Here is a 26,564-nt window from a genome sequence, read left to right on the forward strand (position 1 = left end):
ATGACGACGACGACCGAAGCCCCCGCTGTCGCCCCTTTCCGATTCTTCGATCTGCAAGTGGTCCGCACGCGGCGGCTCGGTCCGTCGCTCCTCAGGGTCACCTTCACCGGTCCCGAACTCGCCGACTTCCACGGCGGCGGCCGGGACCAGTCCCTCTCCCTCTTCCTGCCGCACCCGGGCCAGGACGCCCCCGTGCTCCCGCCGGCCACCCCCGGCGACGACGGCCGCGGCTGGCACGCCGCCTACCGGGCGATCCCGGACGACGAGCGCGCGATCATGCGCTCGTACACGCTGAGCGGCCAGCGCCGCTTCCCCGCGGAGGAAGTCGACATCGACTTCGTGCTGCACGACGACGACCCGGCGACCTCGGGGCCGGCCTGCCGCTGGGCGCGTGCCGCGGCCCCCGGCGACCGTGCCGTCGTGCTCGGCCCGGCGATCGCCGACAACGCCGCCGTGCGCTGCCGTCCCCAGGACGACTTCGACCAGATCCTCATGTGGGGCGACGAGACGGCGCTTCCGGCCGCGCTCGGCGTGCTGGCCTGGCTGCCCGAACACGTCTCGGCGCACGTGTACTTGGAGGTCCCGCACCGCGCGGACATCCAGCCGATCATCACGCTCGCGGACGTCCAGGTGACCTGGCTGGTCCGCGACGAGGGCGCGCCCTCCGTGGTGGACGCGGTGCGCGCGTCCCAACTCCCCGAGGCCACAAGCCCGTACGCCTGGCTGGCCGGCGAATCCGGAACCATGAAGGAGCTGCGGCGGCACCTGGTGCGCGAACGCGGTTACGACAAGCGGGCGGTGACGTTCGTCGGGTACTGGCGGCGCGGCCTGAGCGAGGACGCGCTGCGGGCGGCGTAACACGCCCGCCTTGCGTCACAACAGAACATTCCAGCCATTCCAGCCACAGAACAGGGGGCGGGGTCGCGAGCCGAAGTTAGGTTAGGCTAACCTAATCGAAGGGTTCGCGACCTCGCCCTTTTTCCTGCCCCACCCGGGAACCACCCCACCCCACCCGGAGGAACCGTTCATGCGCTCGCACCTGCTCAATGACACCACCGCGGAGCTGTACCGCAGTTCCGTGACCGAGGGAGTCGAGCGGGTGGCGGCCAAACTCGCCACCACCACAAGGCCGTTCACCGGCGTCACCCCCGACGCCCTCGCCCCCACGGTCGACGCCGTCGACCTGGACGAGCCGCTCCAGGACACCATCGCCGCCCTGGACGAGCTGGAGGACGTCTACCTCCGCGACGCCGTCTACTTCCACCACCCCCGCTATCTCGCCCACCTCAACTGCCCGGTCGTCATCCCGGCCGTGCTCGGCGAGGCGATCCTCGCCGCGGTCAACTCCTCGCTCGACACCTGGGACCAGTCCGCGGGCGGCACGCTCATCGAGCGCAAGCTCATCGACTGGACCACCGGACGCATCGGCCTCGGCCCCGCGGCCGACGGCGTGTTCACCTCCGGCGGCTCGCAGTCCAACCTCCAGGCGATGCTGCTCGCCCGCGAGGAGGCCAAGGCCACCGACCTGAGCAAACTGCGCGTCTTCGCCTCCGAGGTCAGCCACTTCAGCGTCAAGAAGTCCGCGACGCTGCTCGGCCTCGGCCCCGAGGCGGTCGTCTCCGTCCCGGTCGACCGCGAGAAGCGCATGCAGACCGTGGCCCTCGCCGCCGAACTGGAGCGCTGCCGCGAGAACGGCCTCGTCCCCATGGCCGTCGTCGCCACCGCCGGAACCACCGACTTCGGCTCCATCGACCCGCTCCCCGAGATCGCCGAGCTGTGCGCCCAGTACGACACATGGATGCACGTCGACGCCGCGTACGGCTGCGGACTGCTCGTGTCGAACAAGAACCGCGACCGGCTCGACGGCATCGAACGCGCCGACTCGGTCACCGTCGACTACCACAAGTCGTTCTTCCAGCCCGTGAGTTCGAGCGCGATCCTGGTCCGCGACGGCGCCACCCTGCGGCACGCCACGTACCACGCGGAGTACCTCAACCCGCGGCGCACGGTCGCCGAGCGGATCCCCAACCAGGTCGACAAGTCCCTGCAGACCACGCGCCGCTTCGACGCGCTCAAGCTGTGGCTGACGCTGCGCGTGATGGGCGCCAAGGGCATCGGCGGCCTCTTCGACGAGGTGTGCGACCTGGCGCACGAGGGCTGGCAGCTGCTCGCCGCCGACCCGCGCTTCGACGTGGTCGTGGAGCCGAGCCTGTCCACGCTCGTCTACCGCTACATCCCGGCGGACGTCACCGACCCCTCGGAGATCGACCGCGCCAACCTGTACGCCCGCAAAGCCCTCTTCGCCTCCGGTGACGCCGTCGTCGCGGGCACCAAGGTGGGCGACCGCCAGTACCTGAAGTTCACCCTGCTCAACCCCGAGACGACCCTCGACGACATCTCGGCCGTCCTCGACCTCATCGCCGGCCACGCCGAGCAGTACCTGGGAGACACCCTTGACCGCGCATCCTGAGACGACGAAGAAGAACGTGTACGACTTCATCGGGATCGGACTCGGCCCCTTCAACCTCGGCCTCGCCGCGCTCACCGAGCCGATCGACGAGCTGTCCGGCCTGTTCATCGAGTCCAAGCCGGACTTCGAGTGGCACTCGGGGATGTTCCTCGACGGCGCGCATCTCCAGACCCCGTTCATGTCGGACCTGGTGACGCTCGCCGACCCCACCTCGCCGTACTCCTTCCTCAACTACCTGAAGGAGTCGGGGCGGCTGTACTCGTTCTACATCCGCGAGAACTTCTATCCGCTGCGCGTCGAGTACAACGCGTACTGCAAGTGGGCGGCCGCCAAGCTGTCGTCCATCCGCTTCTCGACGACCGTCACCGAGGTGCGCTACGACGAGGCGGCCGAGGTGTACCTGGTGCACACGGACAAGGGCGAGACCCACCGGGCCCGCCGCCTCGTGCTCGGCACCGGCACCCCGCCGTACGTCCCCGAGGCCTGCCAGGGGCTCGGCGGCGACGGGGTCGTGCACAACTCCCGCTACGTGCAGCACAAGCAGCAGCTCCAGAAGAAGAAGTCGATCACGCTGGTCGGCTCCGGGCAGTCCGCCGCCGAGATCTACTACGACCTCCTCAGCGAGATCGACGTGCACGGCTACCGGCTGAACTGGGTGACGCGCTCGCCGCGCTTCTTCCCGCTGGAGTACACCAAGCTGACGCTGGAGATGACGTCCCCGGACTACATCGACTACTTCCACCAGCTGCCGGAGCAGACCCGCTACTCCCTGGAGGAGCGGCAGAAGGGCCTGTTCAAGGGCATCGACGGTGAGCTGATCGACGCTATCTTCGACCTGCTCTACCAGAAGGGCCTCGACGGCCCCGTGCCGACGCGTCTGCTGACCAACTCGGCGCTGCGCACGGCGAGCCACGAGAACGGCACGTACACCCTCGGCCTGCACCAGGAGGAGCAGGACAAGGAGTTCGAGCTGGAGACCGAGGGCGTGATCCTGGCCACCGGCTACAAGTACACGACGCCCGCCTTCCTGGAGCCGGTCAAGGACCGCATCCGCTGGGACGGCCGGGGCCGCTACGACGTCGCCCGCAACTACTCGATCGACACGACCGGGCGCGGCATCTTCGTGCAGAACGCGTCCGTGCACACCCACTCGATCACCAGCCCGGACCTGGGTATGGGCGCCTACCGCAACAGTTACATCATCGGCGAGCTGCTCGGCACCGAGTACTACCCCGTCGAGAAGACCATCGCGTTCCAGGAGTTCGCAGCATGAGCAACACGAGCACCACGAAAAGCGCCGTAGGGAAACTGACCCTCCGGCCGGTCGACGCTTCCCCGAGCTCTCAACTGCGTTCGAGCAGGGGAGACCCCATTTCCGACGCCGAGCTGCTGCACCGCTGGGTCACCGACCCCAAGGCGGCTTTCTGGCTGATGCAGGACGCCAAGCTCCAGGACGTCGAGCGCGAGTACATGTCGATCGCGGCGCACGAGCACCACGACGCGTTCCTCGGCCTGCACGACGGCGAGCCGGCGTTCCTGATGGAGCGCTACGACCCCCGCTACGTCGAGCTGGTCGGCCTGTACGAGCCCGAGCCCGGCGACATCGGCATGCACTTCCTCACCGCGCCCTCCGACGTCCGGATCCCCGGCTTCACCCGCGCCGTGATCACGACGGTGATGGAGCACCTCTTCACCGACCCGTCGGTGAACCGCGTCGTCGTCGAACCCGACGTCGGCAACAAGGCAGTTCACGCCCTGAACGAGGCCGTCGGCTTCGTCCCCGAGCGTGAGATCGACAAGCCCGAGAAAAAGGCGCTGCTGAGCTTCTGTACGCGCGCCCAGTTCGAAGCGGCCACGGGAAGGACGACCGCAGCATGACCATCGCCGACGCCGCCACCCACCTCTCCCCCGAGCGCTGGGCCGAGGCCAACCGCCTCCTCATCCGCAAGGCCCTGGCCGAGTTCAGTCACGAGCGGCTCCTCATACCCGAGGCCGCCACGGGCCCCGACCGGTTCTCCGTCCTCAGCGACGACGGCCTGACCCGCTACGAGTTCACGGCGCGACGGCTGCGCCTGGACCACTGGCAGGTCTCCGCCGACTCGATCACCCGGCACCGCGACGGCGCCGAACTCCCGCTGAACGCCCTCCAGTTCTTCATCGAGCTGAAGGACAGCCTGGGCCTGAGCGACTCGACGCTGCCGGTCTACCTGGAGGAGATCTCCTCCACGCTCTCCGGCACCTGCTTCAAACTGACGAAGCCGTACCTGTCCTCCGCCGAACTGGCCGCCTCCGGCGACTTCCAGGCGATCGAGACGGGCATGACCGAGGGCCACCCCTGCTTCGTCGCGAACAACGGCCGCCTCGGCTTCGGCGTCCACGAGTACCTCTCGTACGCCCCCGAGACCGCGAGCCCCGTCCGGCTGGTCTGGCTGGCGGCGAGCCGCGAGCGCGCGGCGTTCACGGCGGGCGTGGGCCTGGAGTACGAGTCGTTCCTCCGCGCCGAGCTGGGCGACGAGACGATCGCGCGCTTCGACACCGTCCTGCGCGACAAGGGCCTCGACCCGGCCGACTACCTCCTCATCCCCGCCCACCCGTGGCAGTGGTGGAACAAGCTCTCCGTCACCTTCGCCGCCGAGGTCGCGCAGCAGAACCTGGTGTGCCTGGGCGAGGGCGACGACGAGTACCTGGCACAGCAGTCGATCCGCACGTTCTTCAACAAGAGCGCGCCCGCCAAGCACTACGTGAAGACGGCCCTCTCGGTCATCAACATGGGCTTCATGCGCGGCCTTTCGGCGGCGTACATGGAGGCGACGCCGGCGATCAACGACTGGCTGGCGAACCTCATCGAGAACGACGAGGTCCTCAAGGACACCGGCCTGACGATCATCCGCGAGCGCGCGGCCGTCGGCTACCGGCACCTGGAGTACGAGGCCGCCACCGACCGCTACTCGCCGTACCGCAAGATGCTGGCGGCGCTGTGGCGCGAGTCCCCGGTGGACTCGCTCGGCGAGGGCGAGCGGCTGGCGACGATGGCCTCCCTGCTCCACGTGGACCGCGAGGGCAGGTCCTTCGCGGGCGCCCTGATCGAGCGCTCGGGCCTGACCCCGCGCGAGTGGCTGAAGCCGTACCTCAAGTCGTACCTGACCCCGCTCCTGCACAGCTTCTACGCCTACGACCTGGTGTTCATGCCGCACGGCGAGAACGTCATCCTGGTCCTGGACGAGCAGGGCGTCGTCAAGCGGTCGATCTTCAAGGACATCGCCGAGGAGATCGCGGTGATGGACACGGACGCGGTGCTGCCGCCGGCCGTGGAGCGCATCAAGGCCGACGTCCCCGACGACATGAAGCTCCTGTCGATCTTCACGGACGTCTTCGACTGCTTCTTCCGCTTCCTCGCGGCGAACCTCGTCGAGGACGGCGTCGTGGACGAGGAGACGTTCTGGTCGGCGGTCGCGGACTGCGTGCGCGACTACCAGGCGGCGATGCCCCAACTGGCGGAGAAGTTCGAGCGGTTCGACATGTTCGCCCCGCAGTTCTCGCTCTCCGCCCTCAACCGTCTCCAGCTGCGCAACAACGAGCAGATGGTCGACCTGGCGGACCCCTCGGGTGCGCTCCAGCTGGTGGGTGACCTGGAGAACCCCATCGCGTAGGGAAGTTCGGCCGGTCTCATGGACCAGGGGCTCGGGAGACGGTCCTCCCGGGCCCCTTTCCCGTACGAGAATGGCGGCATGGCGGAAATCATCCAGCGCGACGGCACGTGGACGTATCTCGGGGACACGCTGCGGCTCGTGCCGGGGCGGGACAAGGGCGTGAGCCCGCTGCGCAAGGCGCTGGGCGAGCTGACCGTGCCGCTGACGGCGCTCGCGGGGGCTTCCTTCGAGCAGGGCAAGAAGACGGGCCGCCTGCGCCTGCGGCTGCGCGACGGCGCCGACCCCCTGCTCCAGGCGACCGGCGGCAAGCTGACCGACACCACGGACCCGTACCAGCTCACCGTCGAGTCGGACCGCTACGGCGTCGCCGAGTACTTCGTGGACGAGGTGCGCAACGCGCTGCTCCTGGACGAGGTGCCCACCTCGGCCTGCGCCACGTACTTCCTGCCGGGCCCCGCCGTGCCGCTGTCCGTCTCCGCCGGGGACGGCACGGCGAGCTTCGACGGGGAGCGGGTGCGCCTGGAGTGGAACTGGAAGACGGAAGAGGCCAAGTCCTCGGCCGGTACCCGGGTCCTGGACCTCTCCGACATCACGGCGGTCGAGTGGCAGCCGGCGCTCGGCCTGGAGAACGGCTGCCTGCGCTTCACGGTCCGCTCGTCACCGACGAAGGCGCCGCCGAAGTACGACCCCAACTCCATCGAACTGTGGGGCTTCAAGAAGGACCCCCTGATGGCCCTCGTGGCGGCGGCGGTCCAGGCCCGCCTTCCCCATCCGGGGCCGGCGGGTGAGCCCGCCGCGGCCCCGGCCCTGGAGAAGTCCCCGCCCGCCGCCCCGCAGGAGGACGACCACGACGCCCTCCTGCGCCGTCTGCGCGAACTGGGCGACCTCCACCGGTCCGGTGTCCTGTCGGAGGAAGAGTTCACGGTGGCGAAGGCAGCGATCCTGAAACGCCTGTGACCGCTTGTTTTTCAAGCCCCGCCGACGGCCGCGCAATCAAGGGTGGCCGGGCAAAATCAAGCCCCGCCTGCGATTGAGGCGCGGGGCCCGGGGCAGAGCCCCGCGACCGCAACCACTACGCCTGTACGCGACGCGCAACCACGAACCGGTCCACCTCCGCCCCCGTCTCGGCGAGCCCCCGCACGGTCAACCTGGCCGTACGGCCCACCGCCGCCGGCTCCACATCCACCCGCAGGAACGAATAGTTGGTGTACCGCACCCGCGACCAGTCCACGGTGACCGCCTTCTTGCCGCCCCCGTCCTGCGTCACGTAGGAGGCGAACGGGTCGACCGCCTTCTCGTGCCCCTCGTACGAGTCCTCGACCGGGAACTCGTACAGCCCCTTGCCCGCCGCCCCGGCGGTGACGTACACGACGCCGTCCGTCTCCGGATACGCCGTGCCACCGATCGGCAGCTCCTTGGTGACCTTGTCGCCCTTCAGCACGTCCGTGCGCTCGTAGACGTGGTTGTGCCCGTTGATCACGAGGTCGACCGTGTACTTCTCGAACAGCGGCACCCACTCCTTGCGCACCCCGCCCTCGGAGGCGTGCGCGGTAGCGGTGCAGTAGGCGCAGTGGTGGAAGAACACCACAACGAAATCGATCCCGGACCCGTGCGCCCGGAACTTCCTCAACTGCCGCTCGAACCACGTGGTCTGGGTCCCGCCGCTCACTCCCAGGTTCGCCGGGATCTCGTACGAGACGTCGTTCGCGTCGAGGGAGATCACCGCCGTGTTGCCGTGCACGAAGGAGTAGGCGCCCGGCAGGTTCTTCGGGTCGGGCCCGTTCGTCGGCGGCGCGAACCGGGCCTCCTGGCTCCCGTACCCGTTCGGCGAGTACCAGGCCTCCATGTCGTGGTTGCCGTACGAGACCATCCACGGCACGGACTTGGCGACGGTCTCGGTCTGCGCGAGGAACTGGTCCCAGGTGCGCGCGTCGAACGTGTCGCTGGTCTTCCCCTGCCCGGAGGGGTCCGCGTACGCGATGTCGCCCGCGTGCAGATGGAAGGCCGGGCCCTGGGCGAGGATCAGGGAGTCGTTGGCGAGCGCGTGGTAGCTGACGCCCTGGTCGCCGAAGGCGGTGAACGTGAAGCGCTCCGAACGGGCGGGCGCGGTCGTGAACGTGCCGATGGTGCCCGCGAACTTCGGCGACGCCGGGTCGAAGCCCCGGTGACCGACCCCGTAGCAGTACGTCCGGCCCGGCTTGAGGTGGGTCAGCTTCGCGTGCACGTAGTACTGGGTGTGGTCGGCGCTGGTGCCGACGCCCGCCGGGGTGTAGAGGGCCCGCAGCTCGGCGGGGATCTTCCGCGACAGCTCACCGGCACTGCTCCCGACCCGGATGAACGGGTCCTTCACCGCGACCGGCACCTGCCAGGACACGGTCATCTCGGTGCGCGCGTCGTCGCCGTACGAGAGGTGCCGGCCGAAGGGCGCGACGAGCGCGCCGTCGACGGCCTCCGTGGCGGCCGCCGGAGCGGCCGAGGGGCTCGCGGCCCGCGCGGCACCCGGCACGAATACCCCGCCCGCGACCGCGCCGAGCGTGACGGCACCGCAACGCATCACGGTCCGCCGCGAGAACCGGCTGCGCAGATACTCGTGCTGCTCGGCAAGCGACCGGTCGGCGAGTTCGGCGGGTACGCCCATACGTGGAATGTCCATGCCCCGAAAGATGCTCTAGGCACCTATCCGCCAGGAATACACGGGGTGAACGCGACCACACACTTGAGCCGATCAAGCCCCGCCGGCGATTGAGGCGCGGGGCCCGGGGCAGAGCCCCGCGACCGCAACCCACGCCCACCCGAGGGACACTCCTGCCCGATATCGGGCAGGATTCTTGCGAAACCGACCCGGAACCCCGAGGATCGGCTCGTGCACGAGGAACTTGTCGACCACCTGACGCGCAGCACCGCCCTGAGCCGGGGCGAAGCGCTGCGGGTGGTCCAGGACGTGCTCGCCTACTTCGACGAGTCGACGGAGGACTACGTCCGCCGCCGGCACCGCGAGCTCCAGGGTCAGGGCCTGGTGAACGCGGAGATCTTCGAGCGGATCCTGGCGGATCTGCGCTACCGGGCGGTGTCGCCGCCGGAGCTCTCCCTCCGCCAGCTGCGCCGCATCGTCTACGGCTGAGGGGAATCTCAACACTTATGTGCGGAATCGTCGGTTACATCGGCAAGCGTGACGTCGCGCCGCTCCTTCTCGAAGGGCTGCAGCGCCTGGAGTACCGCGGTTACGACTCCGCGGGCGTCGTCATCACCAGCCCCAAGGCCACCGGCCTGAAGATGGTCAAGGCCAAGGGCCGGGTGCGCGACCTGGAGGCGAAGGTCCCGGCCCGCTTCAAGGGCACCACGGGCATCGCCCACACCCGCTGGGCCACGCACGGCGCGCCGTCCGACCACAACGCGCACCCGCACATGTCCGCCGACGACAAGGTCGCGGTCGTCCACAACGGCATCATCGACAACGCCTCCGACCTGCGCGCCAAGCTGGTCGCCGAGGGCGTCGAGTTCCTCTCGGAGACCGACACCGAGGTGCTCACCCACCTCATCGCCCGCTCCCAGCTGCCCGAGCTCGAGGACAAGGTCCGCGAGGCGCTGCACCTGATCGAGGGCACGTACGGCATCGCGGTCGTGCACGCCGACTTCCCGGACCGGATCGTCGTCGCGCGCAACGGTTCGCCGGTCGTCCTCGGCATCGGCGACAAGGAGATGTTCGTCGCCTCGGACATCGCCGCGCTGATCACCCACACCCGCCAGATCGTCACGCTCGACGACGGCGAGATGGCCACGCTGAAGGCCGACGACTTCCGTACGTACACCACGGCGGGCACCCGCACGGCCAACGAGCCGACCACCGTGGACCTCGAGGCCGCCTCCTTCGACATGGGCGACCACGACACGTACATGCACAAGGAGATCTCCGAGCAGGCCGACGCCGTGGACCGCGTGCTGCGCGGCCGCATCGACGACCGGTTCTCCACCGTGCACCTGGGCGGCCTCAACCTGGACGCCCGCGAGGCCCGCACCGTGCGCCGCGTGAAGATCCTCGGCTGCGGCACCTCGTACCACGCGGGCCTGATCGGCGCCCAGCTGATCGAGGAGCTGGCCCGCATCCCCGCGGACGCCGAGCCGGCCTCCGAGTTCCGCTACCGCAACGCGGTCGTGGACCCCGACACCCTCTACATCGCGGTCTCCCAGTCGGGCGAGACGTACGACGTGCTCGCCGCGGTCCAGGAGCTGAAGCGCAAGGGCGCCCGCGTCTTCGGCGTCGTGAACGTCGTCGGCTCGGCCATCGCCCGGGAGTCGGACGCGGGCGTCTACGTCCACGCGGGCCCGGAGGTCTGCGTCGTCTCGACCAAGTGCTTCACGAACACCACGGTCGCCTTCGCCCTCCTGGCCCTGCACCTCGGCCGCATCCGCGACCTCTCGGTCGCCGACGGCAAGCGGATCATCGAGGGCCTGCGCAAGCTCCCGGCCCAGATCACCGAGATCCTGGAGCAGGAAGCGGAGATCAAGAAGATCGCCGAGGAGTACGCGGACGCCCGCTCGATGATGTTCATCGGCCGCGTCCGGGGCTACCCGGTGGCCCGCGAGGCGTCCCTGAAGCTCAAGGAGGTCTCGTACATCCACGCCGAGGCCTACCCGGCGTCCGAGCTGAAGCACGGCCCGCTGGCCCTCATCGAGCCGGCGCTCCCGACGGTGGCGATCGTCCCGGACGACGACCTGCTGGAGAAGAACCGCGCCGCGATGGAGGAGATCAAGGCCCGCGCCGGCCGCATCCTCGCGGTCGCCCACCAGGAGCAGGAGAAGGCCGACCGCACGATCGTCGTCCCGAAGAACGAGGACGAGCTGGACCCGATCCTGATGGGCATCCCGCTCCAACTCCTCGCCTACCACACGGCCTTGGCCCTCGGCCGCGACATCGACAAGCCCCGCAACCTGGCGAAGTCGGTCACGGTCGAGTAGGCAGAGCCCAAGCCGACACAAACGGGTCCCGTACGCGCCACCATGCGCACGGGACCCGTTTTCGAGAGGGCCGGGGCCGCCCATTGCCCCGCCCTTGGCCGTCGGCCGGCGGCCGTCACCCGCCGGCCATCAGCCCGCCCGGCATCTTCCAGCGACCCGTATTTACCCTTCACAAGGGCACAAAGCACCTCTACGCGGGAGTAGATTTATCCAACGGCGCAATTTCGCCCGGTACCTCAACTCCCGGCCCCCGCGGGAACTTACGGGATGACGATGACGGGCCGCTGCGCGCGCCGCGCGAGCCGCCCCGCGACCGAGCCGAAGATCCGCCCGACGAGCCCGTGGGTCGAGCCCACGACGATGGCGTCGGCCGAGTACTCGTGCCCGACCTCCTCCAGCTCGTGGCAGATGTCGCCACCGCGCTCGACGAGGATCCAGGGCACCTCGGACAGATACTCCGCGCAGGCCAGTTCGAGCCCCAGGACTTCCGTGCGGTGATCCGGCACGTCCACGAACACGGGCGGTTCGCAGCCCGCCCACACCGTGGTGGGCAGCCGGTTGGCCACATGGACGATGATCAGCCCCGAGCCCGAACGGTGGGCCATGCCGATGGCGTACGCGAGTGCCCGCTCGCTCGACGTCGAGCCGTCGAAACCGACGACGACACCGTGCTTGAAAGCGGGATCACAGGCTTGACGTGTCTCTTCCGCCGCTCGGGGCGTCGCCGTGGGTTCGGCGACCTGCCGCTTGCGGTCCGCGGGTTCAGGGATTTCGTGACCGGCCATGAGTGTCTCGGCGTGTACCTCGTGGGCCTCTAAAGAGGGGACGACAACTGATCGGCGGAGCTGTGTCCGGGAATCATCTTCCCAACCCCATACCCCCAAGGGTACGGCGACACTCCTCCTCTGCCCAGACTCTGATTCCGGGCGCCAGAGCTGCGCCTTCTTCGTCGATGGTCTCGCTCCGCCGCGTTCAGGGGAGCATGCACGAGGGGCGACCGTATGGCAATGGTTGCTGCCCCGTACAGGCGGTTTGCGCACTCAACTGGGCGTCTGTAGTCCCCCGACGAAGTGACCCGGGCCGGTCGGCGGCGTTGAACTCGCGTACCGAAGACACAGGGAGCACTCCGTGCCCGGACCGACCGTCCACCGGCGACCCAGCGCCGCACACCGTCACGACACCGCCCTGCCCGCGCGCTGGGCCGCCTTCAGCTGCGTCCTGGTGCCGCTCGTACTCGTCTGGTACGGCTCGTCCGCCGGGGGCGCCGGCGGCGCCGCCCTGGGCCTCGCGGCGATCACCGCGGCGTGCCGACTGCTCCTTCGACGGTCGGAGCGCGGGGCTGCACAGTTGCACAGTGAACAATGCGGCGCGCATGGTGTTGAGCGCGAGCGGAACGGTCCGCGGACGCGGGACGGCGGCCGTCGCGCCGGGTGGGATACGCCGGTTGGCTGACCGGTTTCAACGCGACGCTCCGATAATTTTCAGCCAACTTGGGTCAGTGGGCCTTCCCTTGCCTCCGGCCTCCTCCAACCCCCTTGCGACCAGGGCGGAATCCACCATGGAAGGCGCTTGCGCCCTACGGGGACCGGCCACGGAGTTGAGGCGCACTTCCCAGCAACGCCCCTGAGTGCGACGCTTCGTGATCGAATGCTTCACGCCAAGTTGCCTTGTCGACAATCTGTCAGGTTCTTAACTGGTCACGACGGCACCATGGGACGCAGTAGATTCGATCATGACTGTCTGATCTGAAGGCGGCGGGGGACTTCGTGCATCACCGAGGGGACACGTGCAGGAGCGAACGACCCGTCAAAATATTGAGGGAGCCGGGATCACCGAGGGGGGCTTAGCAGCATGAGCCACGACGCCACCACCGCGCCGGAGGCGGCGGCTCGCAAGCTGTCGGGGCGCCGCCGACGAGAGATCGTCGCGGTGCTGCTGTTCAGCGGCGGACCCATCTTCGAGAGTTCCATTCCGCTCTCCGTGTTCGGCATCGACCGACAGGACGCGGGAGTTCCGCGCTATCGATTGCTCGTGTGCTCGGGCGAAGACGGGCCCCTGAGGACCACGGGGGGACTCGAACTCACCGCGCCGCACGGCCTCGAGGCGATATCGCGAGCGGGCACGGTCGTCGTGCCCGCCTGGCGGTCCATCACTTCTCCGCCACCGGAGGAGGCGCTGGACGCGCTGCGCCGCGCCCACGAGGAGGGCGCGCGCATCGTCGGCCTGTGCACGGGAGCCTTCGTGCTCGCCGCGGCGGGCCTGCTGGACGGCCGTCCGGCGACCACGCACTGGATGTACGCCCCGACGCTCGCCAAGCGCTACCCGTCGGTCCATGTGGACCCGCGCGAGCTCTTCGTGGACGACGGCGACGTACTGACGAGTGCCGGCACGGCGGCCGGTATAGATCTCTGTCTGCACATCGTGCGCACGGACCACGGCAACGAGGCGGCCGGAGCGCTCGCCCGCCGCCTGGTGGTCCCGCCGCGCCGCAGCGGCGGCCAGGAGCGCTATCTCGACCGGTCTTTACCGGAGGAGATCGGCGCGGACCCGCTGGCCGAGGTCGTCGCCTGGGCCCTGGAGCACCTCCACGAGCAGTTCGACGTGGAGACGCTGGCCGCCCGCGCCTATATGAGCCGCCGCACCTTCGACCGCCGCTTCCGGTCGCTGACGGGGTCCGCCCCGCTCCAGTGGCTGATCACGCAGCGGGTGCTGCAGGCCCAGCGGCTCCTGGAGACGTCCGACTACTCGGTCGACGAGGTGGCGGGCCGCTGCGGCTTCCGCTCCCCCGTCGCGCTGCGCGGGCACTTCCGCCGCCAGCTGGGCTCGTCCCCGGCCGCGTACCGGGCGGCGTACCGGGCTCGCAGGCCGCAGCAGGGCGAGGGGAAGCCCGAGAAGCCGGACAGGCCGGTCGAGCTGACGGGCGTGCCGGGCGGCGAGGGGACGCCGGTCCCCGTGCAGTCCCGGCGCACCGCGGCCGCGAACGCGCTCGGCCCGCCGGCGGCCTCGATGCCGACGGGCCACTCGGGACTGCCGGGCCCACGCACGGCCTCGTAGCCCCCGCGACACAGCACCGAGCACAGGAGCCGACGCCCGTCGTCTGCCAGTGGGAAGTCCGGACCCGTAGGGTTGGGCGCATGAACGATCGCATGGTGTGGATCGACTGCGAGATGACCGGACTCTCGCTGGCGAACGACGCGCTCATCGAGGTGGCCGCACTGGTCACCGACTCGGAGCTGAACGTACTCGGCGACGGAGTGGACATCGTGATCCGCCCGCCGGACGAGGCCCTGGAGACCATGCCTGAGGTGGTACGCAATATGCACACCGCCTCGGGTCTCCTCGACGAGCTGGCGGGCGGCACGACGCTCGCGGACGCCGAGGAACAGGTCCTGGCGTACGTACGTGAGCACGTCAAAGACGCGGGCAAGGCCCCGCTGTGCGGGAACTCGGTCGGTACCGACCGCGGATTCCTGCTGCGTGACATGCCGACGCTGGAGGACTACCTCCACTACCGGATCGTCGATGTGTCCTCGGTCAAGGAGCTCGCCAGGCGCTGGTACCCGAGGGCGTACTTCAACAGTCCGGACAAGAACGGCAACCACCGGGCGCTCGCGGACATCCGCGAGTCCATCGCCGAGCTGCGCTACTACCGCGAGGCGGTCTTCGTCCCGCAGCCCGGGCCCGACTCGGACACCGCGAAGTCGATCGCGGCGAAGTATGTCCTGCCTGCCGAGTAACCACTTGTAAACCCCTGTGTACGGGGTCCGGGCCCGCTCGGGAAAGGTGTGCGCGAGCACCCCTTCGGACCCTGTACACTTTTTCTCGGCCGGTCGGAAGAAAGACAAACGACCGGACATGGTGGGTGTAGCTCAGTTGGTAGAGCACCTGGTTGTGGTCCAGGTGGCCGCGGGTTCAAGTCCCGTCACTCACCCTGAAGGGTCCGAAGGCCCCGGTTCGAGAGAACCGGGGCCTTCGGCGTTCCCGGGGAGATCCGGTCCCCCGGTCCGCATCTACGACGAGCCGCGGACCACGAGCTCCGTCGGAAGCACCAGGTGGCGCTGCGTGCCGCGGCGGACGGACGAGCGCTTCCCCTGCCCGGCCATGGCGATCTCGTCGAGCAGCAGCTCGGTCATCGCGCGGCCCATGTCCAGGGTGGGCTGGCGGACGCTGGTGAGGCCCGGCTCCATGTGGCGGGCGATCACCGAGTCGTCGAAGCCGACCAGGGAGACGTCGTCGGGGATGCGGCGGCCCGCCTCGCGCAGCACCTGGCGGGCGCCGGAGGCCATCAGGTCGGAGCAGGCGAAGACCGCGTCGAGGCCGGGGCTGCGCTCCAGCAGCTCCGCCATGCAGCGCCGGCCGCCCTCCTCCGTGAAGTCTCCGTAGGCCACCAGCTTCTCGTCGTACGAGAGCCCGGCCTCGGCCAGCTCGTCCTGGTAGCCGACGAGCCGGCGCTGGGCCCCGTACACGTCGAGCGGGCCCGCGATGATCGCGACGGAGCGGCGGCCGCGGGAGACCAGGTGCTCGACGGCGGAGCGGGCACCCGCGTAGTTGTCGGTGTCGACCGAGGGCAGCGGCTCGCCCGCGGAGCGGGGGCCGCTGATCACGGTCGGGATGTCCATCTGCATGAGGCGGTCCGCGAGCGGGTCGTCGGAGTGCACCGAGACCAGCAGGACGCCGTCGACCCGGTGGGCGGCGAGGTAGGCGGCGAGCCGGTCCTGTTCGCGCTCGCCGCGGGCGAAGGTGAGCAGGAGCTGGAGGTTGGACTCGGCGAGGGCGAGGCCGACGCCGCCGACCATGCCGGAGAAGTACGGCTCGGAGAAGAACCGGGACTCGGCCTCCGGGACCACCACGGCTATCGAGTCCGAGCGGTTGGCCGCGAGGGCGCGCGCCGCCGTGTTCGGCACGTAGCCGAGCTCGGCCACCGCCTCCTCCACCGCCGCCCGCGTCTGGTCGCTGACCCGCGGCGATCCGTTGATGACGCGGGAGACCGTCCCCCGGCCGACGCCCGCTCGGGCCGCGACCTCCTCGAGGGTCGGGCGCCTGCCGTGCGTGCCGTGAGCCACCATGACTCCTACCTCCCCAGATCTTGAGCGGAATCTAACAGCCCGATAACCGCACGAACTTGTCGCCGCCGAGTGTCTTGACACCCCGGGTTCGAGCGACGACCCTTCAACTCATCACGGGTGGGAGCGCTCCCACCCTACTGGACGCATACAGAAGCCGCACGTTCCCCGCCCGAGCCGCACGTGAACAAACGGGCCCAGTAGAGCAGTTGGCAGCAGGCCGGGATCTGCACGTCTCAGCATCAAGAGCACATGAGCACTTGGAGGACGCAATGCGCACTGCCCGTACGTCCCGACGCGCGATGACCTTCGCGGTCGTCGCCGCCCTGGCCACAGGGCTGCTTGCCGGTTGTGCGAGCGATGACGACGACGGCTCCGGGGGCGCCGGAGGTTCCGGGGACAAGAAGGGCTCGACCACGCTGACGGTCGGCACCTTCGGCACCTTCGGTTACAAGCAGGCCGGGCTCTACGACGAGTACATGAAGCTGCACAAGAACGTCACCATCAAGGAGAACGTCACCACCCGGACCGACGTCTACTGGCCCAAGACCCTCACACGTCTGCAGGCCGGCTCCGGCACCGACGACATCCAGGCCATCGAGATCGGCAACATCACCGAGGCCGTGCAGACGCAGGCGAACAAGTTCGTCGACCTCGGCAAGGAGGTCGACAAGTCGCAGTGGCTGGACTGGAAGAACAAGCAGGCCACCACCAAGGACGGCAAGCTGATCGGCCTCGGCACCGACGTCGGCCCGATGGCGATCTGCTACCGCAAGGACCTCTTCAAGAAGGCCGGGCTGCCCACCGACCGCACCAAGCTCGCCGAGATGTGGAAGGGCGACTGGGCAAAGTACGTCGACGTCGGCAAGGACTACATGAAGAAGGCGCCGGACGACACCAAGTTCGTGGACTCCGCCGCATCGGTCTACAACGCGGCGCTGGGCGGCGCGAAGGACCGCTACTACGACGAAAGCGGCAAGGTCATCTGGGACAAGTCCCAGGGTGTGAAGGACTCCTGGGACGCGGCGATGGAGGTGGCGACCTCCAACATGTCGGCGAAGCTGAAGCAGTTCGACAAGCCGTGGGACCAGGGCTACGCGAACGGCACCTTCGCCACCGTCGCCTGCCCGGCGTGGATGATCGGCTACATCCAGGAGAAGTCCGGTGACTCCGGCAAGGGCAAGTGGGACGTGGCGGCCGCGCCGACCGCGGCCAACTGGGGCGGCTCGTTCATCGGCGTGCCGACGGCGAGCAAGCACCAGAAGGAGGCCATCGCCCTGGCGAAGTGGCTGACCGCCCCCGAGCAGCAGGCGAAGGTCTTCGCCAAGCAGGCCAGCTTCCCGTCGACCCCGTCGGCGTACGCGGGTCTGAAGCCGAAGGCCGACACCACGGCCTACTTCTCGAACGCACCGCTCACGCAGATCTTCTCCGACTCGGCGAAGACCATCCCGGTGCAGATCTTCGGCATCAAGGACCAGCCGATCAACACCGCGATCACGGACACCGGCATCCTCCAGGTCGAGCAGAAGGGCAAGTCGCCCAAGCAGGGCTGGGACGCGGCCACCAATGAGGTCAAGGACGTGCTCGGCCAGTGACCAGCTCCAACGAGGCTCTCGCGCAGTCCGCGTCGAGCGCCGACGCCGCGTCCGACTCCACCAAGGAGTCGGGCGTGGCCCGGGGCGCTCAGGGTCGCGGTACGCCGAAGAACGCCGACTCCTGGCGCAGCCGGCTGTACCGCTGGGACATGAAGGCGTCCCCGTACGCGTTCATCGCCCCCTTCTTCATCATCTTCGGCGCCTTCTCCCTGGTGCCGCTGCTCTACACCGCCTGGTACTCGCTGCACGACGTGCAGCTGGCGAACCTGGACGGCCAGACCTGGGCGGGTCTGGAGAACTACACGAACCTGTTCCAGTCGGACTTCTTCTGGAACGCGCTGAAGAACACCCTGACCATCGGGGTCATCTCCACGGTGCCGCAGCTGGCCGCGGCGATCTGGCTCGCGCACATGCTCAACTATCGGTTGCGCGGCTCGGTCGTGTGGCGGGTCATCGTGCTCACCCCGTACGCGACATCGGTGGCCGCCGCGACGCTCGTCTTCGTGATGCTCTTCGCCCCGGACAGCGGGATGATCAACTGGGCCCTCGACTCCATAGGGCTCGACAAGATCAACTGGCGGGAGTCCGACTGGGGTTCGCAGCTCGCGGTGTCCTCGATCGTGATCTGGCGGTGGACCGGGTACAACGCGCTGATCTACCTGGCGGCGATGCAGGCCATCCCGGCCGACCTCTACGAGTCGGCGGCGCTCGACGGGGCCAACCGCTGGCAGCAGTTCCGGCACGTGACCATCCCGATGCTGCGGCCGACGATCCTGTTCACGGTCGTCGTCTCCACCATCGGAGCGATGCAACTCTTCGGTGAGCCCCTGCTGTTCGGCGGGGTCAGCGGCACCAAGGGCGGGTCCGAGCACCAGTACCAGACGATCGGTCTCTACATGTACGACCAGGGCTGGATCGTCGGCAACCTCGGCAAGGCGTCCGCGATCGCCTGGTCGATGTTCCTGATCCTGCTGGTCGTCGCCGCGATCAACATGCTGATCTCCCGCCGGCTGAGGAAGTCCCAATGACCACCATCGAAGATGTGACGCAGCCGAAGCGCCGCCGGGTCCTGGGCGCGGGCAAGCAACTGCACGCGGGACCCGTCACATACGTCGCGCTGGCCCTGTTCGCCGTGATCTCCCTCGCCCCGCTGCTGTGGACGGTGATCGCGGCCTCGCGCACCAACGCGCGCCTCGCGCAGACGCCGCCGCCGTTCTGGATCGGCGGGAATCTGTTCAAGAACCTGGAGACCGCCTGGAACCAGGCCGGCCTCGGCTCGGCGATGTGGAACAGCATTCTCGTCGCCTCGGCCATCACCGTCGGCACGGTGCTGTTCTCCACGCTGGCCGGGTTCGCCTTCGCCAAGCTGAAGTTCCGCTTCTCCACGACGCTGCTTCTGATGACCATCGGGACGATGATGATTCCGCCGCAACTCGCGGTGGTGCCGCTGTACTTGTGGATGACCGACCTGGGCTGGGCGAACCATCTGCAGACCGTCATCCTGCCGACGCTGGTGTCCGCGTTCGGGACGTTCTTCATGCGCCAATACCTGGTGCAGGCGCTGCCGGGCGAGCTCATCGAGGCGGCGCGGGTCGACGGGGCGAGCAGCCTCAGGGTCGTGTGGCACGTCGTCTTTCCCGCGGCGCGGCCCGCGATGGCCGTGCTCGGGCTGCTGACCTTCGTGATGGCCTGGAACGACTTCCTGTGGCCGATCATCGCCCTCACCCAGGAGAACCCCACGGTTCAGGTCGCCCTGAACGCGTTGGGGACGGGGTACATCCCCGACGACTCGGTGATCATGGCGGGGGCGCTGCTGGGGACGTTGCCGCTGCTCGTCGCGTTTTTGCTGTTCGGGAAGCAGATTGTGGGCGGGATCATGCAGGGGGCGGTCAAGGGGTAGCTCCGGGGGGCGGCGGGGCGTCTGTGTTGTGCCCCGTCCGCCCCTACGTCTCGGGGCTCTGCCCCGGACCCCGCTGCTCAATCTCCCCCAGCTACCGCTGGGAGGTGCCCCCTGCAGGGGCTTGATCGGCCCACCCGGCTGAGTGGCCCACCGGATTGTCGTGCTCGCCCGCCGAGGGATCTCTTTACTACCTATGGGAGCGCTCCTATGACCACCACCGACAACAGCAGCCCCGAGCTCGCCGACGCGCCCGCCAGTACCCGGTTTCCCGCTGGGTTTCTATGGGGGGCGGCCACCGCCTCGTATCAGATCGAGGGGGCCGTGCGGGAGGACGGGAGGACGCCGTCGATCTGGGACACGTTCAGTCATACGCCGGGGAAGGTGCTGAACGGTGACACCGGGGACGTCGCCGTGGACCACTACCACCGGTGGCGCGACGACGTGCGGCTGATGGCCGACCTGGGGCTGACCGCGTACCGGTTCTCCGTGGCGTGGCCGCGGGTGCAGCCCACCGGGCGCGGGCCCGCCGTGCAGCGTGGGCTCGACTTCTACCGGGGGCTCGTCGACGAGCTGCTCGGCCATGGGATCAAGCCCGTCGTGACGCTCTACCACTGGGACCTGCCGCAGGAGCTGGAGAACGCGGGCGGCTGGCCCGAGCGGGACACCGCACAGCGGTTCGCGGAGTACGCGGGGATCGTCGGCGAGGCGCTCGGCGACCGCGTCGAGAGCTGGGTGACCCTCAACGAGCCCTGGTGCAGCGCCTTCTTGGGGTACGGGTCCGGGGTGCACGCCCCCGGGCGGACGGACCCGGCGGCCGCCCTGCGCGCGGCGCACCACCTCAACCTCGGTCACGGTCTCGCCAGTTCGACCCTGCGCGAGGTGCTGCCCGCGCGGGCCCGGATCGGCATCAGCCTCAACCCGAGCGTCGTCCGGGCGCTCACCGACGCCCCCGCCGACCTGGACGCCCGGCGCCGGATCGACGCGCTCGCGAACCGGGTCTTCACCGGGCCGCTGCTGAAGGGCGCCTACCCGCGCGACCTGATCACCGACACCGCGGCCGTCACCGACTGGTCGTTCGTGCGGGACGGGGACCTCGCGGCGATCCACCAGCCGCTCGACTTCATCGGCCTGAACTACTACACGCCGGCCGTCGTCTCGGCCGCCGACCCGGCCCGTACCGGCCCCCGCCTCGACGGCCACGGCGCCAGCGAGCACACCCCGTGGCCGGCCGCCGACGGCGTCGCCTTCCACCACGCGCCCGGCGAACTCACCGCCATGAACTGGCCCGTGGACCCGACCGGGCTCACCGACCTGCTCCTCGACCACACCGCGCAGGCACCGGGCATCCCGCTCTACGTGACCGAGAACGGGGCGGCGTACGAGGACGTGGTCGACGCCGAGGGCCGGGTGCACGACCCGGACCGGATCCGCTATCTGCACGCGCACCTGGCCGCCGTCCACGACGCCATCGAGCAGGGCGCCGACGTCCGCGGCTACTTCCTCTGGTCGCTGCTCGACAACTTCGAGTGGGCCTACGGATACGGCAAGCGGTTCGGCGCCGTGTACGTCGACTACGAGACGCAGCAGCGCATCCCGAAGTCCAGCGCCACCTGGTACTCCCGGGTGGCCCGCAGCGGGGGGCTGCCCGCCGAGTCCTGATCCGGCGGGCTGGGGCCGGTGCGCGTCGCGTGGCAGCGACGCGCACCGGCCCTTATTTTGCCCATATGCCCGTTACTTACCGATACGAGCGGTTCTGAGACGCCATGGGTGTGCTCAAGGACCATCCGGAACTCGTCCTGTTCGTGAGCCTCGCGCTCGGCTACCTCGTCGGGAAGCTACGCGTGGGGCCGCTGACGCTGGGCGGCATTTGCGGGACGCTGATCGTCTCGCTGCTGCTCGGGGCCTGGACCAAGGCCCATGTCTCCGACGACGTGAAGACCGTGTTCTTCGCGCTGTTCATCTTCGCGCTCGGCTACATGGCCGGGCCGCAGTTCTTCCGCAACCTCAACAAGAAGAGCCTGCGCTTCTTCGTGCTCTGCGGCATCGAGCTGGTCTGCGTCATCGGCATCGCGCTCGGCCTCGCCGACTGGTTCGACCTGGACGTCGGCACCGCCTCCGGCATCCTGGCCGGCGCCGCCACCGAGTCCGCCGTGGTCGGCACGGCCACCGAGTCCATCGGCAAGCTCAGCAACCTCTCGGCCGCCCAGATCTCCGAGTACCAGGGCAACGTCGCCACCGCGTACACGGTCTGCTACCTGTTCGGCCTGATCACGATCGTGCTCTACACGAGCCAGATCATGCCGATGATGATGCGCATCAACCTGCGCGACGCCGCCCGCGAGCTGTGGGAGCGCACGCGCAGCCGCGGCAGCCTGGAGGCGGACGAGCGCCCCGCCCTGCCGGGCATGGTGGGCCGCACCTACCTGGTGACGACCGCCGACGGCCGTACGCTCGGGGACCTGCAGTCCTCGCTCGGCGAGCGGGTCACCGTCGAGGCGGTCAAGCGCGGCAGCAAGGTCCTCGACGTCGCGCCCGGCCTCGAACTCACCCTCTCCGACCTGGTGCTCCTGGTCGGCCGCCGGTCGAACGTGATCGGCGCGGGCCGGGTCATCGGCCCCGAGACGCCGGGCGTGCCCGGGCTCGACTCGCCGCTCGCGTCGCGGGAGGTGTCGGTCACCGACAAGGCGCTGGACGGGAAGTCCGTCGACGAGGTGCAGAAGGCGTACCCCGAGTTCTACAAGGACGGGGTCTACGTCACCGACATCACCCGCGGCGACCAGGACATGCCGGCCAACGGCGACACGGTCCTGCACCGCGGCGACGTACTGACCCTGGTCGGTGCCCGCTCGGGCCTGAACAAGCTGGTCGCGCGGATCGGCTCGGTGGTCAAGAACGACGCCACCGACTTCATCTATCTGGGGTTCGGCATCGCGGCCGGTTCGCTGCTCGGGCAGGTCGTGGTCAAGTTCGGCGACATCCCGATGTCGCTCGGCACCGGCGGCGGCTGTCTGATCTCCGGGCTGCTCTTCGGCTGGTTCCGCTCGCGCTCGCAGACCTTCGGCGCGTTCCCGCCGCAGGCCGCGTCCACGATCAAGGACATGGGGCTCGCGGTCTTCATCGCCTGCACGGGCCTCGTCTCCGGCCCGCAGGCCTGGCCGCTGATCAAGGAGTACGGGGCGCTGCTCCCGTTCGCGGGGATCGCGATGGTGCTGATCCCCGCGACGATCTCGCTCTTCGTCGGCCGCAAGCTGCTCAAGATCGAGAAGCCGCTCCTGATCGGCGCCATCGCGGGACAGCAGTGCTCGACCCCCGCGATCACCGCGGTCACCCAGGTGGCGCAGTCGTCGGTGCCGATGCTCGGCTACACGATCACGTACGCCCTCTCCAACTTCCTGCTCCCGCTGACGGGCCCCGTGCTCGTCGGCATCCTCGGCAACTGAGAGGACGGCCACAGAGTGATCGACTTCCTCAACCGGAACATCTTCCAGCCCTATCCGGAACTCCTGGTCTTCCTCACGGTCGCCTTCGGCTTCCTGCTCGGGAAGGTCCGCTACAAGGCCATCGCGCTCGGCGCCGTCACCGGCTGCCTCATCGCGGGCCTGCTGCTCGGCGCCTGGACCGAGGTCGAGATCAACGGCACGGTGAAGAGCCTGTTCTTCATCATGTTTCTGTTCGCCCTCGGCTACAAGGTCGGCCCGCAGTTCTTCCGCGGCCTCAAGACGGACGGCCTGCCGCAGGTGCTCAACGCCGTCGTGGTCTGCGTCTCCGGCCTGCTGATCTGCTGGGTCTTCGCCGCGATGCTCGGCTACGGCCCCGGGCTCTCGGCCGGACTGCTCGGCGGCGCGCTCACCCAGTCCGCCGTGATCGGTGTCGCGCAGGACGCCATCGGCACCCTGCCGGGACTGTCCTCCGGGGCGGCCAAGCACGAGGAGAACCTCGTCGCGATCGGCTACGCGGTGACGTATCCGCTCGGCACCATCCTGTGCGCGATGCTGCTCGCCAACGTCCTGCCGAGGCTCTACAAGAAGGACCTCGCGGCCGAATCGGCGCAGATGGCCAAGGAGTTGGACGCCCCCGACAACGACCCGGACCTCGCCGAGGGCTACTACGAGGTGGTGCTGCGCGCTTACACGATCGAGCGCCCCGACATCGTCGGCCGCACCATCGACGACTTCGAGAAGCAGCAGCAGGAGCTCGGCCACCGCATCTACCTCACCCGGGTGCGCCGCGACGGGCAGATCCTCGACCACACCCAGCAGACCGTGCTGCGCGAGGGCGACGTCGTCGCGGTCAGCGCGCTGCGCGGCTCGCTCGTCGACTACGACGCCCGCACCCACATCGGCATGGAGACCGACGACGTCGAGCTGCTCGGCTACGAGACGGAGACGCTGCACGTGGTGGCGTCCGAGAAGGCCCAAATGGGCAAGACCGTCGCGGAGTTGCGCCGGGAGCCGTTCATGGTCGGCGTCTACATCGACAAGATCTACCGCTCGGGCGCCGAGTTCCCCTACCGCCTCTCCTCGAAGGTCGAGCGCGGCGACACGCTCGTCCTCACCGGGCCCAAGCGGCTCGTGGACCCGGCGGGCGCGGCCCTCGGCAAGCCGGTGCCGACCTCGTTCGCCACCGACATGATCTGGGTGGGGCTCGGCATCTTCCTCGGCGGCTGCATCGGCATCCCCGCGCTGACCGTCTCCGGCGTCCCGATCTCGCTGTCCACCTCGGGCGGCGCGCTCATCATGGGCCTCGTCTTCGGCTACATCCGCGGCAAGTACCCGACCTACGGCAATGTGCCGCCCGGCGCCCAGTGGTTCATGGACACGCTCGGCCTGTGCATGTTCGTCGCCATCGTCGGCATCAACGCCGGCCCGAGCTTCACCTCGGGGCTCTCCGACGCCGGCTGGGGCCTGCTGGTGTTCGGCGCGGTCGCCACCGTCGTCCCGCTGATCATCGGCTTCCTGTTCGGCCACTACGTGCAGAAGATCCGCTTCCCGATCCTGATGGGCGTGCTCGCCGGCGGCCAGACCACCACCGCGGCGATCGGCGCGATCAACGAGTCCTCCCGCTCCCAGGTGCCGACCCTCGGCTACACGATCCCGTACGCGGTCGGCAACGTGCTCCTGACCATCTGGGGCGCCGTGATCGTCCTCCTCCAACACTGAGCCCCCGCATCGCACTTAAGGACCACTGATGACCAAGACGACGTTCACGCGCGAAGAGATCCAGCAGTACGCCCAGCTCTCCCCCTTCGAGCTGAAGAACATCTTCATCGACCTCGCCGAGCAGGCGCAGGCCGACAAGCCGGGCCAGAAGGAGAAGTCCAGCCGCCAGATGCTCAACGCGGGCCGCGGCAACCCGAACTGGATCGCCACGGGCCCCCGCGAGGCGTTCTACGCGCTCGGCTACTTCGCCCTGGAGGAGTCGCGGCGCGTGTGGACCGCCGACAACCTCGGCGGGATGCCGGAGAAGCAGGGCGCGTACGAGCGCTTCGACACGTTCGTGCGCCGCCACCCCGACCTGCCGGGCATCGAACTCCTCGCACAGTGCGTCCAGCACGCCATCCAGCGCTTCGGATTCGACAAGGACGAGTGGGTGCACGAGCTGACCGACGGCATCACGGGCGACAACTACCCGGTCCCCGACCGGATGCTGGCCCAGGGCGAGCAGGTGGTGCGCGGCTATCTCGCGGACGAGATGTTCGACAAGAAGGCACCCGCGGACAACAACCTGTCGCTGTTCGCCACCGAGGGCGGCACGGCGGCCATGTGCTACATCTTCGACTCCCTCATGAAGAACGGGCTGCTGAAGAAGGGCGACAAGATCGCGCTGATGGTTCCGGTCTTCACCCCGTACATCGAGATCCCCGAGCTCGACACCTACGAGTTCGACGTCACCTACATCTCGGCCAGCAAGTTCGCCGAGACGGGCGTGCGGGAGTGGCGGTACCCGGAGGAGGAGGTCGCGAAGCTGGAGGACCCGGAGATCAAGCTGGTCTGCCTGGTGAACCCCTCCAATCCGCCGTCGCTGGCACTGAGCACCCGGGTCGCGAACCAGATCAAGGAGATCGTCGCGACGAAGAACCCGAACCTGCTGCTCGTCACCGACGACGTGTACGGCACGTTCGTCGAGGGCTTCCGCTCCATCGCCGCCGACCTGCCGCGCAACACCCTGCTCGTCTACTCGTACTCGAAGCACTACGGGTGCACGGGCTGGCGGCTCGGGGTGATCGGGCTGCACGACGACAACATCATCGACGAGCGGATCGCCCAGCTCCCGCAGGAGGAGAAGGACCGGCTCAACAAGCGGTACGGCTCGCTGACCCTGGAGCCGGAGAAGATCAGGTTCATCGACCGGCTCGTCGCGGACTCCCGGCAGGTGGCGCTCAACCACACGGCGGGCCTGTCGCTGCCGCAGCAGGTGATGATGAGCCTCTTCTCCCTGTTCGACATGTTGGACGAGGGCCAGGCGTACAAGGAGAAGATCCGCTCCATCGTCCGCCAGCGCCTCGACCTGCTCCTCGAAGGCGCCCAGATGAAGATCCACGAGGATCCCCACCGGGCCGCCTACTACATCGAGCTGGACCTGCTCGCCGAGGCCGGGCGCGTCCACGGCACGTCGTTCGCCCAGTTCCTGGAGAAGAACTACGAGCCGGTCGACGCCCTGTTCCGGCTCGCCCAGCAGACCGGCGTGGTCCTCCTCAACGGCGGCGGCTTCGAGGGCCCCGAGTGGTCGGTCCGCGTCTCGCTGGCCAACCTCGACAACCTGGACTACCTGAAGATCGGCCACCATCTGCGCGGCATCTTCGACGACTACGCGGAGGAATGGCGGACCTCGCAGGCCTAGGTCGTGTCCGCAAAGTGGTTGGCGCGTTGGTGTTTTCGTGGTGCGTCGTCATGAGCTGACTGATCAGGCCTGGGTGGTCGTTGAGCCGTT

General features: G+C 68.8%; 20 protein-coding genes and 1 tRNA gene. 18 read left to right on the top strand and 3 right to left on the bottom strand.

Annotation, left to right across the window (positions count from 1 at the left end; translation table 11 throughout):
• From ACIA8D_RS11670 to ACIA8D_RS11695, 6 genes are all read left to right on the top strand, one after another.
• Positions 1-858 (top strand): siderophore-interacting protein, encoded by an 858-nt coding sequence (locus ACIA8D_RS11670; protein WP_399231019.1) that lies wholly within the window; start codon positions 1-3, stop codon positions 856-858.
• A 169-nt stretch (positions 859-1,027) separates the two neighbouring features.
• Positions 1,028-2,470: a lysine decarboxylase DesA gene (gene desA, locus ACIA8D_RS11675; RefSeq protein WP_399231021.1), complete on the top strand. Its 1,443-nt coding sequence runs from the start codon at positions 1,028-1,030 to the stop codon at positions 2,468-2,470.
• Positions 2,454-3,743, top strand: a complete 1,290-nt coding sequence (locus ACIA8D_RS11680) for a lysine N(6)-hydroxylase/L-ornithine N(5)-oxygenase family protein (RefSeq protein ID WP_399231023.1) — start codon at positions 2,454-2,456, stop codon at positions 3,741-3,743. The genes desA and ACIA8D_RS11680 overlap by 17 nt, the downstream gene beginning before the upstream one ends.
• Positions 3,740-4,348 carry a GNAT family N-acetyltransferase gene (locus tag ACIA8D_RS11685; protein WP_399231025.1) on the top strand — a complete coding sequence of 203 codons (609 nt, stop codon included), beginning with the start codon at positions 3,740-3,742 and terminating at the stop codon, positions 4,346-4,348. The genes ACIA8D_RS11680 and ACIA8D_RS11685 overlap by 4 nt, the downstream gene beginning before the upstream one ends.
• Positions 4,345-6,120, top strand: a complete 1,776-nt coding sequence (locus ACIA8D_RS11690; RefSeq protein WP_399231027.1) for an IucA/IucC family protein — start codon at positions 4,345-4,347, stop codon at positions 6,118-6,120. Before ACIA8D_RS11685 ends, ACIA8D_RS11690 begins: the two co-directional genes overlap by 4 nt.
• A 78-nt stretch (positions 6,121-6,198) precedes the next feature.
• Positions 6,199-7,077, top strand: coding sequence for a DUF4429 domain-containing protein (locus ACIA8D_RS11695; RefSeq protein ID WP_399231029.1), 879 nt, complete (start codon positions 6,199-6,201; stop codon positions 7,075-7,077).
• A gap of 115 nt (positions 7,078-7,192) precedes the next feature.
• Here ACIA8D_RS11695 and ACIA8D_RS11700 read toward each other — a convergent pair whose 3' ends face one another.
• A complete protein-coding gene (locus ACIA8D_RS11700) occupies positions 7,193-8,773 on the bottom strand; it encodes a purple acid phosphatase family protein (protein WP_399231031.1) in 1,581 nt (526 codons plus the stop codon).
• A 210-nt stretch (positions 8,774-8,983) separates the two neighbouring features.
• Here ACIA8D_RS11700 and ACIA8D_RS11705 point away from each other — a divergent pair, with 210 nt between their 5' ends.
• Positions 8,984-9,241 carry a hypothetical protein gene (locus ACIA8D_RS11705; RefSeq protein WP_399231032.1) on the top strand — a complete coding sequence of 86 codons (258 nt, stop codon included), beginning with the start codon at positions 8,984-8,986 and terminating at the stop codon, positions 9,239-9,241.
• 17 nt (positions 9,242-9,258) lie between these two features.
• Positions 9,259-11,076, top strand: coding sequence for a glutamine--fructose-6-phosphate transaminase (isomerizing) (gene glmS, locus ACIA8D_RS11710; RefSeq protein WP_399231034.1), 1,818 nt, complete (start codon positions 9,259-9,261; stop codon positions 11,074-11,076).
• A 260-nt stretch (positions 11,077-11,336) separates the two neighbouring features.
• Here glmS and ACIA8D_RS11715 read toward each other — a convergent pair whose 3' ends face one another.
• Entirely contained in the window at positions 11,337-11,861 is a 525-nt protein-coding gene (locus ACIA8D_RS11715; protein WP_399231035.1) for a universal stress protein, read from the bottom strand.
• 1,066 nt (positions 11,862-12,927) lie between these two features.
• On the opposite strand from ACIA8D_RS11715, the gene ACIA8D_RS11720 reads away from it, so the two are divergent.
• The 3 genes from ACIA8D_RS11720 (at position 12,928) to ACIA8D_RS11730 (ending at position 15,007) form a co-directional block, all read left to right on the top strand.
• On the top strand, positions 12,928-14,130 hold the full coding sequence (locus tag ACIA8D_RS11720) for a GlxA family transcriptional regulator (protein ID WP_399231038.1): 1,203 nt from the start codon (positions 12,928-12,930) through the stop codon (positions 14,128-14,130).
• An 80-nt stretch (positions 14,131-14,210) separates the two neighbouring features.
• On the top strand, positions 14,211-14,813 hold the full coding sequence (orn, locus tag ACIA8D_RS11725; protein ID WP_266719301.1) for an oligoribonuclease: 603 nt from the start codon (positions 14,211-14,213) through the stop codon (positions 14,811-14,813).
• A gap of 121 nt (positions 14,814-14,934) precedes the next feature.
• Positions 14,935-15,007 (top strand) — tRNA-His (locus ACIA8D_RS11730).
• Positions 15,008-15,086: 79 nt separating this feature from the next.
• Here the strand turns inward: ACIA8D_RS11730 and ACIA8D_RS11735 are convergent.
• Positions 15,087-16,142: a LacI family DNA-binding transcriptional regulator gene (locus ACIA8D_RS11735; RefSeq protein WP_399231040.1), complete on the bottom strand. Its 1,056-nt coding sequence runs from the start codon at positions 16,140-16,142 to the stop codon at positions 15,087-15,089.
• Positions 16,143-16,411: 269 nt separating this feature from the next.
• Here ACIA8D_RS11735 and ACIA8D_RS11740 point away from each other — a divergent pair, with 269 nt between their 5' ends.
• The 7 genes from ACIA8D_RS11740 (at position 16,412) to ACIA8D_RS11770 (ending at position 26,474) form a co-directional block, all read left to right on the top strand.
• Positions 16,412-17,734 (top strand): ABC transporter substrate-binding protein, encoded by a 1,323-nt coding sequence (locus tag ACIA8D_RS11740; protein WP_399231042.1) that lies wholly within the window; start codon positions 16,412-16,414, stop codon positions 17,732-17,734.
• Positions 17,731-18,762 (top strand): carbohydrate ABC transporter permease, encoded by a 1,032-nt coding sequence (locus ACIA8D_RS11745; protein ID WP_399231043.1) that lies wholly within the window; start codon positions 17,731-17,733, stop codon positions 18,760-18,762. The genes ACIA8D_RS11740 and ACIA8D_RS11745 overlap by 4 nt, the downstream gene beginning before the upstream one ends.
• On the top strand, positions 18,759-19,634 hold the full coding sequence (locus ACIA8D_RS11750; protein ID WP_399231045.1) for a carbohydrate ABC transporter permease: 876 nt from the start codon (positions 18,759-18,761) through the stop codon (positions 19,632-19,634). Before ACIA8D_RS11745 ends, ACIA8D_RS11750 begins: the two co-directional genes overlap by 4 nt.
• A 207-nt stretch (positions 19,635-19,841) precedes the next feature.
• On the top strand, positions 19,842-21,293 hold the full coding sequence (locus tag ACIA8D_RS11755) for a GH1 family beta-glucosidase (protein WP_399231047.1): 1,452 nt from the start codon (positions 19,842-19,844) through the stop codon (positions 21,291-21,293).
• Positions 21,294-21,397: 104 nt separating this feature from the next.
• Complete coding sequence (gene aspT, locus ACIA8D_RS11760; protein WP_399231048.1) at positions 21,398-23,074, top strand: aspartate-alanine antiporter; 1,677 nt, start codon at positions 21,398-21,400, stop codon at positions 23,072-23,074.
• A gap of 15 nt (positions 23,075-23,089) precedes the next feature.
• On the top strand, positions 23,090-24,793 hold the full coding sequence (gene aspT, locus ACIA8D_RS11765; RefSeq protein ID WP_399231050.1) for an aspartate-alanine antiporter: 1,704 nt from the start codon (positions 23,090-23,092) through the stop codon (positions 24,791-24,793).
• A gap of 28 nt (positions 24,794-24,821) precedes the next feature.
• On the top strand, positions 24,822-26,474 hold the full coding sequence (locus ACIA8D_RS11770) for a bifunctional aspartate transaminase/aspartate 4-decarboxylase (RefSeq protein ID WP_399231052.1): 1,653 nt from the start codon (positions 24,822-24,824) through the stop codon (positions 26,472-26,474).
• The last annotated feature ends 90 nt before the right edge of the window (positions 26,475-26,564 follow it).

This window comes from Streptomyces sp. NPDC051684 (assembly GCF_044453445.1).
GTDB lineage: Bacteria > Actinomycetota > Actinomycetes > Streptomycetales > Streptomycetaceae > Streptomyces.

What these genes read in the sequence shown, in the direction of transcription:
- ACIA8D_RS11735 (WP_399231040.1), bottom strand. Translation starts at nt 16,142, where the DNA reads ATGGTGGCTCACGGCACGCACGGCAGGCGCCCGACCCTCGAGGAGGTC.
- ACIA8D_RS11690 (WP_399231027.1), top strand. Translation starts at nt 4,345, where the DNA reads ATGACCATCGCCGACGCCGCCACCCACCTCTCCCCCGAGCGCTGGGCC.
- ACIA8D_RS11700 (WP_399231031.1), bottom strand. Translation starts at nt 8,773, where the DNA reads ATGGACATTCCACGTATGGGCGTACCCGCCGAACTCGCCGACCGGTCG.
- ACIA8D_RS11695 (WP_399231029.1), top strand. Translation starts at nt 6,199, where the DNA reads ATGGCGGAAATCATCCAGCGCGACGGCACGTGGACGTATCTCGGGGAC.
- ACIA8D_RS11720 (WP_399231038.1), top strand. Translation starts at nt 12,928, where the DNA reads ATGAGCCACGACGCCACCACCGCGCCGGAGGCGGCGGCTCGCAAGCTG.
- glmS (WP_399231034.1), top strand. Translation starts at nt 9,259, where the DNA reads ATGTGCGGAATCGTCGGTTACATCGGCAAGCGTGACGTCGCGCCGCTC.
- ACIA8D_RS11715 (WP_399231035.1), bottom strand. Translation starts at nt 11,861, where the DNA reads ATGGCCGGTCACGAAATCCCTGAACCCGCGGACCGCAAGCGGCAGGTC.
- desA (WP_399231021.1), top strand. Translation starts at nt 1,028, where the DNA reads ATGCGCTCGCACCTGCTCAATGACACCACCGCGGAGCTGTACCGCAGT.
- ACIA8D_RS11755 (WP_399231047.1), top strand. Translation starts at nt 19,842, where the DNA reads ATGACCACCACCGACAACAGCAGCCCCGAGCTCGCCGACGCGCCCGCC.
- ACIA8D_RS11750 (WP_399231045.1), top strand. Translation starts at nt 18,759, where the DNA reads ATGACCACCATCGAAGATGTGACGCAGCCGAAGCGCCGCCGGGTCCTG.
- ACIA8D_RS11670 (WP_399231019.1), top strand. Translation starts at nt 1, where the DNA reads ATGACGACGACGACCGAAGCCCCCGCTGTCGCCCCTTTCCGATTCTTC.
- ACIA8D_RS11740 (WP_399231042.1), top strand. Translation starts at nt 16,412, where the DNA reads ATGCGCACTGCCCGTACGTCCCGACGCGCGATGACCTTCGCGGTCGTC.
- orn (WP_266719301.1), top strand. Translation starts at nt 14,211, where the DNA reads ATGAACGATCGCATGGTGTGGATCGACTGCGAGATGACCGGACTCTCG.
- ACIA8D_RS11770 (WP_399231052.1), top strand. Translation starts at nt 24,822, where the DNA reads ATGACCAAGACGACGTTCACGCGCGAAGAGATCCAGCAGTACGCCCAG.
- ACIA8D_RS11685 (WP_399231025.1), top strand. Translation starts at nt 3,740, where the DNA reads ATGAGCAACACGAGCACCACGAAAAGCGCCGTAGGGAAACTGACCCTC.
- aspT (WP_399231048.1), top strand. Translation starts at nt 21,398, where the DNA reads ATGGGTGTGCTCAAGGACCATCCGGAACTCGTCCTGTTCGTGAGCCTC.